Source organism: Massilia forsythiae (assembly GCF_012849555.1).
Lineage (GTDB): Bacteria > Pseudomonadota > Gammaproteobacteria > Burkholderiales > Burkholderiaceae_D > Telluria > Telluria forsythiae.
Genome location: NZ_CP051685.1, coordinates 2,534,537 through 2,553,803, shown reverse-complemented (window position 1 = coordinate 2,553,803; position 19,267 = coordinate 2,534,537). Strand labels below are relative to the sequence as shown.

The 19,267-nt window shown below is 59.5% G+C and carries 11 protein-coding genes; 9 read left to right on the top strand and 2 right to left on the bottom strand.

Features of this window, described 5'->3' with window-relative positions; all coding sequences use genetic code 11:
* The first annotated feature begins 88 nt into the window (after window positions 1-88).
* The 9 genes from HH212_RS27815 to HH212_RS10945 all read left to right on the top strand — a co-directional run bounded on the left by HH212_RS27815 (window position 89) and on the right by HH212_RS10945 (window position 17,294).
* Window positions 89-307: a hypothetical protein gene (locus HH212_RS27815; RefSeq protein WP_370663916.1), complete on the top strand. Its 219-nt coding sequence runs from the start codon at window positions 89-91 to the stop codon at window positions 305-307.
* 21 nt (window positions 308-328) lie between these two features.
* Window positions 329-5,632: a DEAD/DEAH box helicase family protein gene (locus tag HH212_RS10980; protein WP_170202510.1), complete on the top strand. Its 5,304-nt coding sequence runs from the start codon at window positions 329-331 to the stop codon at window positions 5,630-5,632.
* 18 nt (window positions 5,633-5,650) lie between these two features.
* Window positions 5,651-8,443 (top strand): DUF8741 domain-containing protein, encoded by a 2,793-nt coding sequence (locus tag HH212_RS10975; protein WP_170202509.1) that lies wholly within the window; start codon window positions 5,651-5,653, stop codon window positions 8,441-8,443.
* Window positions 8,444-8,461: 18 nt separating this feature from the next.
* Complete coding sequence (locus HH212_RS10970) at window positions 8,462-12,907, top strand: Eco57I restriction-modification methylase domain-containing protein (RefSeq protein ID WP_170202508.1); 4,446 nt, start codon at window positions 8,462-8,464, stop codon at window positions 12,905-12,907.
* Window positions 12,900-14,843 (top strand): coiled-coil domain-containing protein, encoded by a 1,944-nt coding sequence (locus tag HH212_RS10965; RefSeq protein ID WP_170202507.1) that lies wholly within the window; start codon window positions 12,900-12,902, stop codon window positions 14,841-14,843. Before HH212_RS10970 ends, HH212_RS10965 begins: the two co-directional genes overlap by 8 nt.
* A gap of 38 nt (window positions 14,844-14,881) precedes the next feature.
* Window positions 14,882-15,652 carry an HNH endonuclease gene (locus HH212_RS10960; RefSeq protein ID WP_170202506.1) on the top strand — a complete coding sequence of 257 codons (771 nt, stop codon included), beginning with the start codon at window positions 14,882-14,884 and terminating at the stop codon, window positions 15,650-15,652.
* A gap of 228 nt (window positions 15,653-15,880) precedes the next feature.
* A complete protein-coding gene (locus HH212_RS10955) occupies window positions 15,881-16,075 on the top strand; it encodes a hypothetical protein (protein ID WP_170202505.1) in 195 nt (64 codons plus the stop codon).
* 635 nt (window positions 16,076-16,710) lie between these two features.
* Window positions 16,711-16,914: a type II toxin-antitoxin system VapB family antitoxin gene (locus tag HH212_RS10950; protein WP_170202504.1), complete on the top strand. Its 204-nt coding sequence runs from the start codon at window positions 16,711-16,713 to the stop codon at window positions 16,912-16,914.
* The gene (locus HH212_RS10945) at window positions 16,911-17,294 is read left to right on the top strand and encodes a PIN domain-containing protein (protein WP_170202503.1); all 384 of its coding nucleotides are present in this window, start codon (window positions 16,911-16,913) and stop codon (window positions 17,292-17,294) included. The genes HH212_RS10950 and HH212_RS10945 overlap by 4 nt, the downstream gene beginning before the upstream one ends.
* A 95-nt stretch (window positions 17,295-17,389) precedes the next feature.
* On the opposite strand, the gene HH212_RS10940 is transcribed toward HH212_RS10945, so the two are convergent.
* Both HH212_RS10940 and HH212_RS10935 read right to left on the bottom strand, forming a co-directional pair.
* Window positions 17,390-17,809 carry a bleomycin resistance protein gene (locus HH212_RS10940; RefSeq protein WP_170202502.1) on the bottom strand — a complete coding sequence of 140 codons (420 nt, stop codon included), beginning with the start codon at window positions 17,807-17,809 and terminating at the stop codon, window positions 17,390-17,392.
* A gap of 31 nt (window positions 17,810-17,840) precedes the next feature.
* Window positions 17,841-18,995, bottom strand: coding sequence for a sensor histidine kinase (locus HH212_RS10935; RefSeq protein ID WP_170202501.1), 1,155 nt, complete (start codon window positions 18,993-18,995; stop codon window positions 17,841-17,843).
* Window positions 18,996-19,267 lie beyond the last annotated feature (272 nt).

Here is a 19,267-nt window from a genome sequence, read left to right as displayed (position 1 = left end):
GGGCGTCGTCTTACGCGCCTACAAACAGTTTGAACAACGGGTGGGCGCCATCGAACGCGGGCGCGGAGGTAGGGGCGACCGTGTTCGCATGGAAATTCTCAAGCGCCAGCTATCCTTCTCTAGCTCGAAAATTGAGGAGGCCGCTCTTGGCGTCAACCGCGATATGGTGCGGGTGATTTTGCGCGCCATGAAGGCTGAAGGATTGATTGAACTAAATGGTAAAGGCAGAGGTGCAAAATGGCAGCGCAAACGGCCATCACCTTCTGCAGGGCCGCCGTGGCCCTTGGCGCGTCACATGCCCATATAGAAGACAAGGAAGAGAAGAACCGTGGATGACGTTTTTCAGTTTCGTAACCAGTTGGTTGACCGTTACAGCAACTTCTCTCGCAGTTTTGTTCGCATTGCTGCAGATGACATCCAAAAGGAAGTTGAGCGCCAGTATCAGGATGGTCGCTATTGGCCCGAGCCCCTGGTTCAGATTAATCCCAACTACCAGCGCAAAGGCACCGTTCAGTCGTTGGCCTTGGAAGGTGTGTTGCATCCCCTATGCGCAGATGTCTTTCAGGTTGGGAAGCCCGAAGGTCATCCGCAACCGCTCCACCTCTACGCCCATCAGTTGCAGGCTCTCGCCAAGGGGCAGGCAGGCCAAAGTTATGTCGTGACAACTGGGACAGGGTCCGGCAAGTCACTGTCTTTCTTCATCCCCATCATTGACCGCATCATCAAAGCCAAGTCAGAAGGGAGTAATGCGCGCACACGGGCCATCGTCATCTATCCGATGAACGCATTGGCAAACAGTCAACTGGAAGAACTTGACAAGTTCCTCCATGGCTACGGATCGGATCAACGCCCATTCACCGTCGCCCGGTATACAGGCCAGGAAAAAAAGTCTGAGCGCGATGCCATAGCGGACAACCCGCCAGATATTCTGCTCACTAACTTTATGATGCTGGAGTACATCCTAACCCGCTTCGATGATGTGGATCGCAGGGTAGTGGACCATTGCGAAGGCTTGGAATTTTTAGTGCTGGATGAACTGCACACTTACAGGGGCCGGCAGGGAGCCGATGTGGCCTTGCTCGTTCGTCGGCTACGCGAACGGCTCAAGGCCGACAAGCTTGTGTGTATTGGCACATCCGCAACCATGTCGAGCGCGGGCACTCAGGCAGATCGCAATCGCACCGTGGCCGAGGTAGCTGCCAAACTTTTTGGCGCCCGGATCAGTGAGCACGATGTGATTGGCGAAACGCTAGAGCGCGTCACGAACCCGCTTAGAGATGTCACTGCCGTTGCCGCCGAATTGCCAGCCGCCGTCATGCGCGAGCAGTTCGCGTGGCCAGACTTTGAAGCATTTCAGCGCGATCCATTGTCCATCTGGGTTGAGCTCAACCTTGGAATTGAACTACCCGATCACGAACCCCCAAGACGAGCCAAGCCGAAGACACTTCAGGTCGCCAGCGAGAATTTAGCGCTGGACGCCAAGTGCGATGTGGCGCTGGCTAGAGTGGCATTGCAAAAGTTTCTGGTGGCCGCCCATGAGGTACGAACACCTCAAGGGCGCCCGCCCTTTGCCTTCAAGCTGCACCAATTCATCAGCGGCCCCGGCAAGGTGCTCACCACGCTGGAGGCCTCAGGTCAGCGGCACATCACCTTAGATGCGCAACGCTTCGCGCCAGCTCGGCAAAATGAAGGCGTATATCTGTATCCCGCTCACTTTTGCCGGGATTGCGGCCAAGAGTACCTGCCCGTGTGGCAGTCTGGGCAACGCCCACTCACCTATCTTCCTAGAGAGATCGACGACGTCAGCGCAGATGACAATGAAGACACCAGCTACGGGTTTCTCTGCCCAACGAAAGGCGGGCAGCAGTATGGCGGCGAGATCGACGATCTACCTGAGGCTTGGCTGGACCTGAGTCGCGAAGAGCCGAAGGTCAAGCCAGCCTACAAAAAGGCTATCCCCTATCGGGTGGCCGTAGACCCTCAAGGACACGACGGGTCGGGTGAGGATTTCTGGTTCATTCCAGGCAAATTCCGCTTCTGCCTGAATTGTGGCGTGGTGCATGAGGCACATGGCAAGGATGCTAACCGCCTATCCAGCCTGTCCGGTGAGGGACGATCCTCGGCCACTACCATGATTGCGCTGAGTGCCCTGCAACAGCTCTTCGCTTTGCCCGATCCGTCGCCTGGGCAACCCGACCCACGCAAACTTCTAGGGTTCACCGACAACCGGCAGGATGCCGCCTTGCAGGCGGGGCATTTCAACGACTTCATCTTCGTGCTGACCCTGCGTTCGGGCCTGATTGGTGCCCTGCAGGACAACGCTGGCGTGCTCAACGAAGAGCAACTCGCTGATGCCGTTTTCAAAGCGCTCGGCTTCCAACAGGTCGAGCAGAGCATCTTGGTGGAATACCTGCGCTCTCCCAAACTGATGGGTCTGGCACGTCAAGAGGCACAGCGCACCCTGCGCTTCATCATCGCGTATCGCTTGCTGCGCGACCTGCGAAGAGGCTGGCGGTATAACAACCCCAATCTTGATCAGCTGGGTTTGTTAGCCATCCGCTACCGTGGCCTGGACGAGTTTTCCGCGGATACTGATGCATTCGCAGATCACAAGGTGTTGTACCGTCTTAGCCCAGCACACCGCACCAGATTGAGCGAGCTGCTGTTTGATAATCTGCGTCGTCATCTGTGTCTTGAAACTCGCTACCTTGACCCTGTCGAGCACGACAAAGCGCGAACGAGCGGACATACCTACCTCACGGAGCGCTGGGCTTTTGCTCCTGACGAAAACCTCGAGACGGGCCGCTACCTGATTCTGGGCAAACGCCCTGAGTACAAAGGCAAGCCACGAACCGATCTTGTTACTGGCGGCGCGCGCTCGCGACTGCTGCGGCTGGTCAAGGCATCCAGCTTCTGGCAAGACACAGTCTTTGCAGGTGAGGTCAAACACTGGAAAGACCCTGAGTGGGTTGAACTCATTGAGGCGATGCTGCGCGCTGCAGGCAACTACGGCTATGTTCAGAAGCACGCCATTGACACGCAATTGGCAGGCTGGCGCCTGAACGCCGCCGCCTTGGACTGGTGCCTGACCAGCGATCAGGCGCTTGGTGACGACAGCCGGGTCAACACCTTCTTCCGAGAGCTCTACCTCAGCGTGGCAGATCTGCTGCGCCTGCCGTCTCACCCCTTGTTCGAGTTCGAAGCCCAAGAACACACCGCACAGATTGACGCGCCGCGCCGCCAACTGCTAGAACAGCGCTTCCGCTACACCGACAAAGACCGCAACGACTGGTCGCAGAATCCCGCGCACGAGGCTCCGTTGGAGCGCTTACCGGTCATGTTCTGCTCCCCTACTATGGAACTGGGCGTGGACATCTCCGCGCTCAACACCGTGTACCTGCGGAACATGCCGCCCACGCCAGCTAACTATGCGCAGCGCAGCGGCCGGGCGGGCCGCTCCGGCCAACAAGCTTTGGTCGTCACCTATTGCGCTGCGCTCAGTCCGCACGACCAATGGTTTTTCCACCATGCCAACGACATGGTCCATGGGGTGGTTCGCGCGCCCACACTGGATCTGGCCAACCGCGACCTCGTGGACAGCCACCTGCAGGCTGTGTGGCTGGCGAGCACGCAAACTCCGTTGGATGCCAGCATTGCTCCAATGCTAGACCTGGATCAGCCCGGTAAGCCACTCAAACAGAGCTACCAAGACGCCTTCAACTCACCCGGTGTGCGTGAGCGCGCCTTGCGTAGCGCGCAGCGCGTCGTGGAGCAGCTCCTGCCCGATTTGAACGGTAGTCACTGGTTCACAACCGAGCACGTGCAGCAGGTCATCGAGCGCGCTCCCCAACAGCTTTCCGGCGCCTTGGAGCGCTGGCGTGTTTTGTTTGACGCCACACGGCAGCAGATGAACATGGCTGACCAGATCGTCAAGAGCCATACAGCATCGCACGCCGAGCGCCAAAACGCTCAACGCCGCTACGGTGACGCCGCACGGCAGTACGATGTACTCCTCAAATCGGGCAACAGCCAGAACACCGATTTCTACACATACCGCTACCTGGCCAGCCAAGGCTTCCTGCCGGGTTACAACTTCCCTCGTCTGCCCCTCATGGCTTGGATTCCAGCCCGAGGCGGGCAGACCACCAACGGTAAAGATGACGAGGGCAGCATGGTTAGCCGCCCCCGCTTCCTTGCCCTGTCTGAGTTCGGACCACGCAGCCTCATCTACCACCAGGGACGCATGTACCGAGTGGTGCGTGCTAAGCTCAACGTGGGCAATGCCGACCACATCTCAGGCAACAGTCAGCTCTCAACGATCACCTCTTTGGTATGCAGCCAATGCGGCTATGGCCACTTGGGCGAGCCGGGTGGTGGGCAGCCGCTGGTCAACCGTTGCGAGAACTGCGATGCGCTGCTGACGGAAACTGATTGGGTACGCGAGCTCTACCGCATTGAGACGGTCGAAACCCTTCCGGTCGAACGCATATCCATCAACGACGAAGACCGTCAGCGCCAAGGCTTCGAGCTGCAAACCACATACCGTTTCTTGCCTGGGCCTGATGGAAAGATTCAGAAGCAGAAGGCCGATGTTCTGCAGAGTGAGGGTGTCCTGGCCGAACTCAGCTACGCGCCCGCCGCCCGCATCTGGCGTATAAATCGGGGATGGCGCCGTCGCAAAGACAAGGAACAACTAGGCTTCTACATCAACCCAATTACGGGAACCTGGAGCAAGCAGGATGCCCCGAATGCGGGCGACGACAACGGCAACGATGACGCGCTCATGGACAAGGTGCCCAACCAGCGCATCGTTCCCTTCGTTGAAGATCATCGCAACTTGCTGATCATGGCGCCGGTTCATGTGCTTCCATTGGAGGCTATGGCTACGTTGCAGGCTGCGCTTAAACGGGGTGTCGAGATGACTTTTCAGATCGAAGAATCTGAGCTCGTGGCCGAGCCATTGCCAAAGCTCGACGAACGCCGCGCGCTGCTGTTCTATGAGGCCGCGGAAGGTGGCGCGGGCGTGCTCACCCGGTTGGCCAATGACTCCGCCAGCTTGGCCCTGGTTGCACAGAACGCGCTACGGCTCCTGCATCATAGAGATCCCGCCGATCGCATTTGGCGGATCGAAGACCTGCCGGCGCTGGAAGAGACCAATGACCTCGGTAACCACATCTGTGAGGCCGGCTGTTACCAGTGCCTGCTCTCATACTTCAACCAGCCTGACCACGAGCACATCAACCGACGCAACCCAGAGGCGCTCAAGCTGCTGGTTGCCATGGCCAACGCCCAAGTCAAGTTGCGCCCTTCAGATGATAGTTTACCCGTTCGCCAGATTGATACCACCGGTGCTAAACCAACAGACGACGCGCCCCAGGCGCGCTGGCTGGCCGCACTGCATCAGGCTGGCTTCACTACACCGGACGCCCTGAACATCCCGGTCAATCAAGGCGCAGCCACCGCTGCGGCCCAGTACAAGGCCGCGCGCGCATTGGTATTCCTCAGCCCGCTCGATGACGCCACAGCCGCCTCGCTGCAAGACAAGGGCTGGCAAGTGCTGGACTTCTCCGAACCCGAACATTGGTCCAAACGCTTCGCTGAACACCCGGCCGTGTTTGGTTCAGCCAGTTGATACCCCCGAACGCATTCTATGACAACTCTTGAACACGACTTTCAGCCTGGCAACCTGGTTCGCGCCCGTGGTCGCGAATGGGTGGTGCAGACCGACTCGCACCGTGACTGGCTGCGCTTGCGCCCTCTGGGCGGCGCAGAAGACGAAACGATTTCTCTGATCCCCGCGCTGGAACTGGCGCCGATTGAACACGCCACTTTTGACCTGCCGGATCCAGTTCTCGCTGGCAACCATGCGGCGGCCGTCCTGTTACGCGATGCTTTGCGCCTTACTCTACGCGCTGGTGCCGGCCCGTTCCGGTCGTTCGGCAACATCGCAGTGGAGCCACGTGGTTACCAATTGGTGCCCTTGCTGATGGCCCTGCGCTTGTCCACAGTTCGCCTGTTGATTGCCGACGACGTGGGCATCGGCAAAACCATTGAAGCAGGGCTGATTGCGCGCGAGCTGATGGATCGGGGAGAAATTGCCCGTCTCGCCGTGTTGTGCCCACCCCACCTTGTCGAGCAATGGCAAGCGGAGCTCGAAACCCGGTTTAACCTTCACGCCGTTGCGCTCACGGCATCGTCGGCCGCGCGGGTCGAGCGCGAACTGCCAAATGGGGTGGCCCTGTTCGATCACCACCCGGTGGTAGTCGTGAGCCTGGACTACATTAAGAGCGAACGCAACCGCGAGCAATTCATCGCCACTGCGCCCGAATGCATCATCGTGGACGAGGCCCACACCTGCGTCAGCAGCGGCGCCGGCAAGCAACTTCGCTTTGAGCTGTTGCAGCGACTGGGGAGGGACGAGCACAGACATCTGATCCTGCTCACCGCCACGCCACATTCCGGCGACGAAGTCGCCTTCTACAACCTGCTGACGTTGCTGGATCAGCGCTTTCTGGCGTTGCAAGGCCGCATGTCGGCCAGCGATCCGCTGCGCCAGGAACTGGCTCGCCATTTCGTGCAACGCCGTCGCAAGGATATCGCCGAGTGGCAGGCCGAGACAGAAGACGGCCGCGGTTTTGCACGGCGCATGAAAACTGAGCTCACTTACGAGCTCAGTGGTGACTGGGGCAACTTCTTCGACGCGGTGCAGGACTACTGTCGCGAACTGGCAGAGACCGCAGAACGCGAGGGGGTCGCCGCAAGCTCAGGCCTTATGTGGTACGCCACGCTCGCCTTGCTGCGTTGCGTGGCATCTTCTCCTGCCGCTGCGGTCAAAGCCTTGACCACTCGTCTTGAAGGCACCCAGTCCGAAGATGACCTGCTAACCGACGAACGTTTGCATGATGGCGCGGCCGACGACCTTTCAGTCAACGACCTGGAGCCTCCAGCTCAGGTGCAAGACGTGTCCCGCCTGCAAGACCTCATCGCCACGGCTCAACGGCTTTCCGGCCAATCCGGCGACCCAAAGCTGGCCGCATTGATTCAGCATGTTGGCCAGTTGCACATAGATGGCTACCACCCAGTGGTGTTCTGCCGGTACATCGCGACCGCACACTACGTGGCGGACCAGCTCAAGGCAAAGTTTCCCCAGGCTACCATTGAGGCCATCACAGGCGAATTCACGCCCGAAGAGCGGCGTGAGCGTGTGGAAGTCATGGGTGAAGCCGACAGTCGCATCTTGGTCGCGACCGATTGCCTGTCAGAAGGCATCAACCTGCAACACCTATTCACCGCAGTCATCCACTACGACCTGGCTTGGAACCCAACACGCCACGAACAACGCGAAGGGCGAGTAGACCGCTTTGGCCAGCAAGCCCCTGAGGTGCGCTGCACGATGCTCTACGGGCAAGACAACCCGATCGACGGCTTCGTGTTGAAGGTCATCTTGCGCAAGGGTGAGGCGATCCAGAAGGAGCTGGGCGTGATGGTCCCACTGCCCGAAGACGATGCTCGCATCAACCAAGCCTTGGTCAAGGCTGCGCTAATGCGCCGAGACCACAGGGCGCCGGCCATCATGTTGCAAGAGTCCTTCGACTTTGGCGAGCCAGAGCGACTGCTCGCGCCCTTGCAGGCCCAGTGGCAAGACGCATTGGAAAAAGCCAAGGCAAATCGCACCGTGTTTGCGCAGCGCCGCATCCGTCCTGACGAGGTACTCCCTGAGTGGCACAAACAGCAGCAGGCCCTGGGTACCCAAGCCGATGTGAAGCGTTTTCTTCAAAGCGCCTGCGTACGCCTAGGATCACCACTAGACAGCACGCGCCGCGCCAACCAGGCGCGCTTCACCCCTCAACATCTTCCCGAGGCCTTGCGCCTGCGCCTAGCCGACGAAGGGCTGGACGCAGTTCAGCTAATCGACTTCGCCGAGCTGCACCGCAGCCACCCGCTTGTGGGCCTGCTGGCCCAACACCTGCTGGAAGACGCATTGGGCAACACCCAGCCGGTAGCAGCCCGCTGCGCTGCAACGCTAACTAACGACGTGGAAGTGGCCACTACTTTATACCTGTTGCGCGTGCGCCATCAGCTCAGCTATGTGCGCCGCCGCGAATCCTTCCAGATGATGGCTGAAGAAACCGTCGCCTTGGCCGTACGCGGCCGGGCAAATCCAGTGTGGCTGGCCGATGACCAGGCAGCCCGCCTCATCGAATGCACCCCTAGTGGCAACCTGCCCCCTGAAGCCGTTCAGCGAGAGGTCTGCCAAGCCCTTGAACTCTTGGCTGCCAACCCTCAACAGTTGGAATCCCTGGCGCAGCAGCGCGCTGAAGCCTTGCTGGATGACCACAAGCGCGTGCGTGAAGCCGCTCGCGATGTGGGCCAATACAACGTCAAGCCCTGTCTACCGGTAGATGTGATGGGTGTGTACGTGCTCCTGCCTGATTCGCTGTAAGCCTGAGCCGAGAAGAACATGAAACGCATACGCAACAGCAAGCACCAGGCTACGCTCAATCTGCCCACCATTCAACTGGAAGGCAGCCTGTTCCTCCCCGACCAGTTGGAGAAGGCCGCGCAAGGCCGCGCGCAAGGTCAGACCGAGGTCGACTACGGTGTGCCCAAAGGTGTCAAGCTCAAAGATGAATACAGCCGCGCCTTCCAGATTGCCTGCGCGCAGTGGCAACACTTCGCAGCCCAGCTGGACCGTGCAGATGTAGATGCTCACCGGCTGACCGTCAGCTTTGTGAGTGAACTGCTCCGCGATGCCTTGGGCTACACCCCTGTGCAGTCCACCACTTCCGTGCAAGTGGCCACCATGGCCTACCCCGTCAACGTGCTGGCAGGCCGTATGGCGGTGCTGGTGGCCCCGCACAACGTGGCTCTGGACGACGCCGACTCACGCTTTGCGATAGCGGGCAGCAGCAACCGCAAGAAGTCCGCCTTCCAGGTCATGCAGGAGCTGCTCAACGCCAGCCCTGATCATACCTGGGGCATCGTCAGCAACGGCAAGCAACTCCGCCTATTGCGCGATGCGGCCTCGCTCACCCGGCCCACCTACTTGGAATACGACCTGGCCGATCTGCTGGGCGGCCAGCGTTATGCCGAGTTCGCCAACGTGTGGCGCCTGATGCACAGCAGCCGTGCACCGCAGTCTGGTAGCGCCGCTTGCGTCTGGGAGCAATGGCGCGAAGCAGGCAAAGCCGAGGGCACGCGTGTGCGCGCCGGTCTGCGCAACGGGGTCGAGAAAGCCCTGCTGACCTTTGGCGAAGGATTCCTACAGCATCCCGCCAATGACGCGCTGCGGGCTGCGCTACATGACGGCAGCCTAAGCAAGGACGCCTACTTCCAGCAGCTGCTGCGGCTCATCTATCGGCTGATCTTTGTCTTCACCGTGGAAGAGCGCGGTGTGTTGCACCCGGTTGATGACAGCGTAGAGGCATTGGCTGCCCGCAAAGCGTACGCCGGAGGCTATGCACTGAGCCGTTTGCGTGAGCTATGCCTAAAGCGCCGCGCCCGAAATAGGCATGACGACCACTGGCAGGCCATCCGGATCGTCTGGCGCGGCTTGGCACACGGACAGGCGCGGCTGGCACTGCCTGCCTTGGGCGGTCTGTTCGCCGAGGACCAATGTCCGCAGCTGGACGCCGCCAGCCTGCACAACACCCACATGCTCGCCGGGATGCAACACCTGCGCTGGGCCGTCATCGCCCAGGGTAATGCCAGCAGCCTCACCCCGGTGGACTACCGCAACATGGGGCCTGAAGAGCTGGGCAGTGTGTACGAAAGCCTTCTTGAACTAGTGCCCACCATCGATTTGCCTGCGCGCCGATTCGGCTTTGTTGGCATCACCGAAGAAGGCAGCACCGCAGGCAATGCCCGCAAAACCTCAGGCAGCTACTACACACCTGACAGCCTAGTGCAGGAGCTGATCAAAAGTGCGCTGGACCCCGTTATCGAACAGCGCCTAATGGCCCACGCCAACAATCCCACGCAAGCCCTGCTATCCATCCGAGTGATGGATCCCGCTTGCGGTAGCGGCCACTTTCTGCTGGCAGCAGCCCGCCGGCTGGCGGAAAAGCTGGCCGAACTGCGCAGCGTTGAGACTGGTCAGGAGGGTGCCGTGCGCCCACAAGACTACCGCCACGCTCTGCGCGAGGTGGTGGCGCGCTGTATCTTCGGGGTGGACCGCAACCCTATGGCCATTGAACTCGCCCGCACCGCGCTCTGGCTAGAGGGTTTCGAAGAAGGCCGTCCCTTGAGCTTTCTGGATCATCACCTACAAGTGGGCGATGCGCTTTTAGGCCTCATCGACCTTAAAGCCCTTGAGTTCGGCATAGCGAAAGACGCCTTTAAGCCCCTGTCCGGTGACGACAAAGAGGTGTGCAAGGCCTTGACCAAGGCCAATACGGCCGCGCTCAAACAGCTCGCCACCGAACGCAAGAGCCGACAAGCCCGGCTGCAGTTGGAGGATACTCATGGTCTGACACAGCTTCGAGCTATTGAGACCTTGCCGGAAAGCAGTACCACTGAAATCGAGGCCAAGGCCCAAGCCTACGCCCTCTATCTGCAAACAGCACGCACCAGCCACTTGGCCGCTGCGGCCAATGCATTGCTGGGGGCCTACCTACTGCCCAAGACTTCGGCCAACGCCGAGGCTATTCCAACCACCACAACACTGGTCCTCACTCTGCAGGGCTCCACCTTACAGACCGGACAGCAGGCCGCCCTGGCCGCAGCACAAGCTGCCTGCCAGCAGGCTCGGGTCTTCCACTGGCCATTGGCCTTTCCACAGGTATTTGCTCAAGGTGGCTTCGACTGCGTGCTTGGCAATCCGCCGTGGGAACGCATCAAGCTGCAGGAAGAAGAGTTCTTTGCCACTCGCCATCGCGACGTGGCTGGGGCTCGCAACAAGGCGGAACGAACAAAGCGCATCCAATGGCTCAGCGAGGGCATGTTAGCGCGACACCTTTACCCCGATCTCGCCCAGGTGACGCAGGAGGATGAAGCCGAAAAGAGTTTGTACGATGAATTCATCACTGCCCGCCGCACGGCGGAAGCGGCCAGCCTCTTTGCCCATGTGGGTGGAAAAGATGGAGGGCGCTATCCGCTGACAGGCATTGGCGATGTCAATACTTATGCGCTATTTGCGGAAACCATTCTGCAGATCCATTCGGGCAATGGGCGAGCAGGCTTTATTGTGCCTACCGGGATTGCTACCGATGACAGCACCAAAGCCTTTTTTGGACACATCACACAGCAGAGCCGCTTGGTGAGTTTGTATGACATCGAGAATCGCGATGCCGTCTTTCCATCGGTACACCGCAGCTTCAAGTTTTGCCTATTGACCCTTGGGACAGCGAACCGGGCCGAATTTGTTTGCTTTGCAAGCCAAGTTGATCAGCTGTCTGACCCCAGGCGCCGTTTTACCCTCAGCCCTGACGAGTTCCGGCTCATCAATCCCAACACACTGACCTGCGCGGTGTTCCGTAGCACGCGCGACGCCGATCTCACAAAGAAGCTCTATCGCGCCGCGCCAGTGCTGATTAACGAAGCCCAAGAGGGTGGAAACCCCTGGGGTCTAACCTTTCACACTAGACTCTTCCATATGGCTGAAGACAGCCACCTCTTTCTTGACCAAGCAGGCGTCGACGCCGTACCGCTATATGAGGCAAAAATGATCCATCAGTTTGATCATCGATGGGCTACGTATACACCGAGCGGTGACAGTCGAGAACTAAGCGAGAGTGAGAAAAGAGATGCGAACTTTTCTATCACGCCTCGGTACTGGGTAGATGCCGAGGAGCTTGACTCTCGCTTGGAGAAAGTCAAATGGTCAAAAAATTGGCTTATTGGATGGCGCGACATTTGCAGGGCGACTGACTACAGGACACTAATTTCAAGCGTGATACCTCGAGCCGCCATTGGAAACAAGTATCTGCTGATGTTTCCTGGGACCACGCCAGACAGAATTGCAGCACTACTTGCAAACCTCGACAGTCTTACTTGTGACTTTGTTGTTCGACAAAAGGTCGGCGGCACATCGCTGACACTTTTTACGCTTCGACAGATACCAGTTTTCGCTCCCGAACACTACACGCCCGCCGACCTCGCGTTCATCGTCCCGCGGGTACTCGAACTGACCTACACGGCTCGGGATCTGTGTGACTGGGCCAAAGACCTGAACTTTGACGGTCCGCCTTTCGCCTTCGACCCCGACCGTCGCGCTGTTCTGCGGGCTGAACTCGATGCCTACTACGCCCGGCTGTACGGCTTGACGCGCGACGAACTGCGCTACATCTTGGACCCCGCCGATGTCATGGGCGAGGGCTATCCCAGCGAAACCTTCCGCGTCCTCAAGAACAAGGAGCGCATTCCCGGCACAAAGCAATATCGAACCCAACAGTTGGTATTGGCTGCATGGGATGCTTTGGAAGTGCAACAACCGACCACGACGCCGGCACCCAAGCCGGTCCGCCGCAGGGCTCCATTGCCGATCTACGCGGAAGGCACCACACCGGCGTCCACAGCAGAAGATTGGCTTGCCGGCCTACTATTCGACGTGCTGCAACAAGCCGGGCCATGTGATGACAATCAGCTGCGGCGAATTGTCGGCGCCCGGCTCCCAGCCGGAACTCCGAACGCAGAGGTTCTGCAAGCTTGGTTAGCACCCGTGAATACGGAACGGTGGGGGCACATTTGCAGTTGGCTTCGCGCTCTGTTGGGTGTGCCGGTAACAGCTCCCCTGTCAATCCGAGATGCACAGGCGCAAGCAGAAGTCTTGGGTGACCATCGCACCGAAGCACTGGCTCGCGCTTTGATAGCGGCTCGTCGCCACCAAGAGTCTGCCTTGGCTGAAGTTCTGGTAGGTTCCACATCGGAAGTTCGACCCGGCGAAAACAGGGATAAAAGCTATGGATGACGCGGCCGCTCCCCCAATTGACCATGCAAGACCACGCCTATGGGTGGAAACATTGTGGCTGCTGGATTCACTGACAACTTTGCAACCGTTACGCGAGATTCCTTTTCGGTGCGGACTCAACCTAATCGTTTCGCCGCCTGGCAAGGGCAGCGCCGGCCACGGGGTCGGCAAAACGGCCTTATGCCAATTGTTGCGCTTCGTGCTGGACGATCCTCTCTGGTCCGATGGCTCAACCCTACGCGACGAACTGCTGCACAGCCGCAAATTGAAAGAAGGAGCGGTGGCGGCCCGCGTGCACGTCGGCGGCGAGGTGTGGACAGTTCTTAAACCGTGGGCGTATCGAAAACAATACCGGGCATCCCGCACGGCCGACTGGCGACAACTGGCGGCCAATGAGGTCGAAAACGAGTTAAGTGCCTACCAAACTGCGCTCCGGCAGCATCTGGTGGCAATACTGCCTGTACAGAAGCTGCCGGGGTCTGAGCAGCCCATCGAATGGCACCAGATACTTGCCTGGTGTTCGCGTGACCAGAACGCCCGTTATCAAAACTACTATCAATGGCGCTCAGATGGAGTCAAATTCAGCCTGCCAGCAAAGTCACCGGCCGCATTGATGCAGATCGTGCTGGGCCTGATGCACGATGCCGGGACATTACGTGAGCTGGACAGCACCGCCAAGACGCTGGAGGAGCAAAAGACCAAGCTGCAAGACTTGCGAGAGGAGCCAGCTCGTTTGCTCACGCACGTGCGCCGCCAATTGACACGCCGCCTCAACGTGTCTGCCACCACGCCGTTCCGGCAGGATGGCTTGCTTGAACTCCCCAACCTGATCGGGCTCGCCAAGCAGCGGCAAGGCGCTTATCAGCAAGAACTGCGCGACATTGAAGCTGAGCGGGAAGAGCTCACGGCAAGGCGCCAAAGCTGGCTGGAAACACGTGCCCCCCTGAAAAGCAGCATAGATCTTCTGACCAACGAAATCCAGCAGATAGAAGCATTGATTGCAGGCGACATGCAACGCGTAACGGAACTGCAAAACGAGGCCGCGTCATTGCAGCAACAGCTGCCCACACGTTGCGATGCCGGGAACCTTTTGCGCAGGGACTGCAGCTATGTGATTAGTCGAATCGAGCAGACACAGCTTGATCGAAGCCAACGCATCACAGGGCATCAACGATCCACGCAAGCTCTCGAGAATGACATGCTGCCTCTGCGCAGCAGGCTTCAAGAATTGAGAGCCGATATTGCTCCAATCGATTTAGAACTGGCCGACATCGATAAAAAAACCACCGCCTTGAGCACGAGGCAGGCGCAATCGTTGTCTGCAGCCCAGTTGCTTGATGATGCCCTCGAAGATTACGAGCACTACGACGGCATCGCGACTGGGAAGTCATCCACAGCTGATATCGTATCGGTGGAGCGGCAACTTGAATCGACTCAACGCCGCCATGACCAGCTTCAAATCCGGCTTGACAAGGAACGGGCCGCATTGAACGGTCGGCATCAGGTCATCAGCAGTGCCATGCATGCCGTTGCCAAGGCCCTTCCCTCATTTCATTGGGGAGTGCTAAGTAACGACGACAAGCGCCGCACCCGTCCTTTTCAGATGGGGCCGATGCACTCCACAACCTTCAAGGTTCTCGAAATCCTGGCTGGAGACATCGCCTGTCTGCTCGACAGCAGCAACGCACAAAGCTATCACCCGGGGTTCCTATTGCATGACTCGCCCCGGGAGGCTGAAATGAGTGAATCCATGCTGTGGGCTCTGCTGGGCCATGTGGCGTCGGCAGGGGATGATTCAACTCAGTACATTGTCACCACATCAACAGAACCTGTCGAGGCGTTCCGTCCGTACGTACGCCTCAGGCTCTACGCAGATAATGACGATGGTTTCCTTCTGCGTCATCGTATGGGCGTAGAGCAGATGCCATTGACCTGAGACTCTGACGCATGGGATCTCTTCAACAATACCCAACGATGAACCTGCTGCAACGCTCATTGATTGAAAAGGCAGGCCACGATCATGGCTTCGAGCATGTAGTCGCCAGCGAGCCCGGCGGCGTACTGCTGGCTTCGGCAAAGCACACTGCAAGTGCGCAGGTAGTCGCCCAGCCCGCAGGCGCTTACCTGCTGCGCTTGCAGACTGAAATGCCTGCCCTGCTACCCGAGATGAGCCGTTCATTTCCCCAGCAGAGCCAAATCAATGGCTTTTCTGCCAACACGGTAGCGGGCTTAGCAACCTTGCTTCGCCGCGCTGCTGGTTTGGCGCGTGCCCTGCCTAGCCAAGTCGTCAACGACTATGAGGCGACGGTCGCCAACCAGTTGGCTCAATTGCCTGCGGACCTCGGTGGAACAGAGGTGGAGCGCCTGGTTCGACAGCGAATAGGGCAGCAGAAATTTCGGGATGCCATGCTTGATTACTGGGGCGGTGCCTGCGCGGTGACTGCCGTGGCATTCCCTGAAGTGCTTCGTGCCAGTCATGCCAAACCATGGGCGGAGTGCGCCAGCGATGCGGAGCGACTGGACGTGTTTAATGGCTTCTTGTTGGTGGCTAATCTGGATGCTCTGTTTGACCGGTTTCTGATCAGCTTTGACGACGACGGTAGACTTTTGATCTCGCCAATTTTGACGGCTGAAATCCGGATTCGATTGGGGCTACATCCTGGCATGGCGCTCCGCTGGCTCACCGATGCACATCGCGTGTACTTGGCGTGGCACAGATTGCGGTTGAGCACAAGGCTGGCCTAAACAATCGAACGCATGACAACAGAAATCACAAGCCTAAAATCTTCAACCTTGGTTTAGCAGGCGGCGGATATCGGCAACTGGCCACGCAAGTCGACCATTGACTCGGACTGGACGCAGCGGCCCATCTTCATAACACGCCCATTTCCGCAAGGTTTGGGGCGTCCGGCCAAGCAGCCCCGCCGCCGTGTTTGTGTCGACGTGGCTGCGCGTGTCTGCGCCCATTATCGCATGCAAACCCGCCCCTCCCCGGCCAACTGGGGCCTCTTCGGTCCCAAGAAGGACGATCGCACGCTCAAGCGCCTCTACGCGAGCCTCCAGGTCGGCAACACACTTCAAAACCTCGTTAAACGTGCTCGCGACGCGGCCAAGGGCAACGGCCGCATTTGCAGCGTCGCGAAGCGCCACTGTAGCATCGTGGACTGACGTGGAACTCGCGGACATATCCTCCTCCCAAGGATGTCAGATAGCGGCGACGGCAGACTGGACCGATCATAAGATGGAACGTTAACCGCACGAACCAACATGGTAAACTCTGGCCGTCGCGCTGGGATGAGTCTCGGTGAGATTGTGTGAGAGCGGGTGGCTACGCGAAGATTTGACGGTAGTTTTGGCGGTATCTCTGCAGGAGGAAATGGCGAACGCTAGCATCTATGCGGGTTCCAGCCTACTTTTCGATTCCGGCCGGAGCACCACCTACTCATCCAGAGTAGTCCAGCATTGTCCAAGAAACCGCGTATCTTGCTCTGGGAACGCGGTTTTTTTGTGCGCCGACGTTTGACCTCGTCCATTACCACCCCGCATTTTTGTATCCATACATCGTTCACGGGTACCGAAGGCCAAGTGTCATGGATCTGAAATGCCCAAGTCCTGCGCCCCATTGACGTACACCGTAATTCGAAACGCCCAACCCCGAGACAAAACCTGCACCCTAGGCCCATGTTGAGTCAGTTGTAAAAATCTTTCCTCAAGAAAATAAATACAGCGATTGCTTGGAGATCGCTTGTGAAGATGCTCCATCTGATGCAAAATGTCTTCATATTTGATGCTGAGAGCGAAAGATGCGCACCACCGTGACGATCGACGATGCCTTGTACGAAAAGGCGCTGGAAATGGCGGATCCAGACATGGACAAGGCCGACCTGTTTCGTGAGGCAATCAAAACCTTCGTGCGCGTTCAAGCAGCTCGGCGTCTTGCCAGCCTCGGCGGAGCGTCACCCAATATGGCGAACGTCCCGCGCCGGTCCAGCGAGCCAGTGGAATGAAAGGCGTGCTGGTCGATACATCGGTGTGGGTAGACCACTTCCGCAATCGCAATGAGAACCTGGTCAGCCTGCTGACGCTGGACCTGGCCCTATCCCATCCTCTGATCGTGACCGAACTCGCTTGCAGCACGCCGCCGGCACCACGGTCCCGTACCTTGACCGATATCTCGACCTTGCCGCAAGCACGTCAGGCAACACTGGATGAGGTACGCGGTTTGATCGAGCGCGAAAAGCTGTATGGTCTCGGCTGTGGTGTGGTCGACCTGGCGTTATTGGCGTCGACACTGCTCACGCCAGGATCGCGTTTGTGGTCACTGGACAGGCGCTTGGCCGAGTTGGCGCAACGGTTCGACGTTGTCTTCCGGCCGGCGCTTCAATAGCGCGTGCAACGCCACTCCTGCCTCACTTGGAAGCAACGGTCGGCCATCCGTGGACGTACCCGTCCCACAGATGAGCACGCCAAGAAAACTCAGCGCTAGCGCTGCACCAACGCAATACACACCCCCGACGGATCGACGATCGAAAACTCGCGCGTCCCCCACGGCCGTTCACCGAGCTGCCCGTTCGGATGCACGCACCCGGCCGCCACGCAGCGCGCATGCAAGGCATCGATCCCCGCCACCCCGATCCGCAGGCTGGTCCACTCGGCCAGATGCCGGTCCTGGCTGGCAAACAGGTGCAATTCCGCCCCCTCGCACCCCACGATCGCGAACCCGGCCGGTTCCGCATCCCGGTAACGCAATCCGAACCCGAGCGCGTCGCGGTAGAAAGCAATCGCCTCTTCCACATCGCGCGCGGGAATCGATGGAGAAACGCCCAGGAAGCGGGTCGAACCAGCCATTGCTCCGGCGTCTGCGCCGCCACCGGCGCTGTCATGCGATACGGCATCCTGCATACGATTCTCCTCACAAAATGAAACGCTACCCTCAAGCCTGCGGCTGTCCGACGTTCGGCAACTCCCCCTGCTGAAACGGCCTTGCATCCACCGGCACATCCATCACGAACACCGTCCCCTCGTTGGCATCGCTGTACACCACCGCGCTCCCCCCGTGCCCCTGCGCCACGCTGCGCACGTACGGCAATCCCAGCCCCCAGCTGCCGGTGCTCGAGACGCCGGCATCGCTGGAGCGCACGAACTGCTGGAAGATCGCATCCAGTTCGCCGGCCGGGATCGGCCTGCCCTGGTTGCGCACCGACAGGATCATGCGGCCCTTGCTGTCGGCCACGCTGACGTCGATCGGCTTGCCGGGTTCGCCGTATTTCTGGGCATTGTTGAGCAGGTTTTCCAGCGCGCGCTCGAAGGCCGCCTGGCTCCACCAGCCGGTGACGCGCTTGCCTTCCAGGCGCACGTCGGCGCCCTGGTAATCGCGCGCGCGCTCGGTAACGCTGCGCGCCAGTTCCAGCATGTCGAACTGCGCCAGTTGCAGCGACAGGCGCTCGCCCGCCTGGATCGCCAGCGCGTCCAGCAATTCCTCGAGCATGCCCGACATGCGCTCGCCGTTCCTGACGATGCGTTCGGCCCAGCGGGCGATGTCCGGCGCCGGGTCGGCGCGCAGGATCAGGTTGGCGCCCAGCACCATGTTCGAAGCCGGCTGGCGCAGGTCGTGCGCCAGCGCGCCGGCGACGCGTTCGCGCAGCGAATTGGTGGCGGCGACGAAGGCGCGCACGCTCTCGCGCACGGCGGCGTCGATGGTCAGGTGCAGCGCGCGCCGCTCGGGCGCGGTCAAGGTCACGTCGTGGGCGTCGAGCACGTCGAACAGCACGCTGCGGAACATCTGGAATTCGGCCAGGATCGCTTCCGCGTCGTAGTCGGACAGGTTGGCGCGCTCGACGCCGTGCTCGGCGCCGATGCTGGCCACGTCCAGCCCGTCGCGCGTGAAGTAGGCCGGGGTCAGCGCCGAGCACAGGCGCTCGTACAGCACCGGCATGGTGTCGATCAGCACCGGCTGGCTCAGCTTCTGCGCGCTCGCCAGCCTGGTGCGCACGTGGTTTTCCCAGGACTGCAGCACCGTGTCGCGCAGCGACAGCATGCGGTAGGAGCTCACGGAAAACTCGTTGGTCGGGATCAGGTGTGTCGGCATGGCTGCGGCGTGAAAAGCGAAAAAAGAAGTGAATCATATTACACATGGCCTGGGCTTTACAGTATGCATCGCCATGCCGCAGGCCGACGGTCTGCGCCATGCAACCAGCGCGTATGCGCACGCGCCGGCTCGGCCCATTTCCACGCTGCCGCCGCCGGCGGTGGCATGCACGCCACATTTTCCCGGCCGGCGCCGCCCCGGAAGACATTTCAGCGGCCGCAGAATACTTTCCTCATGGAAAAATGCGATACTGACGTTTCTAATTTACTTGT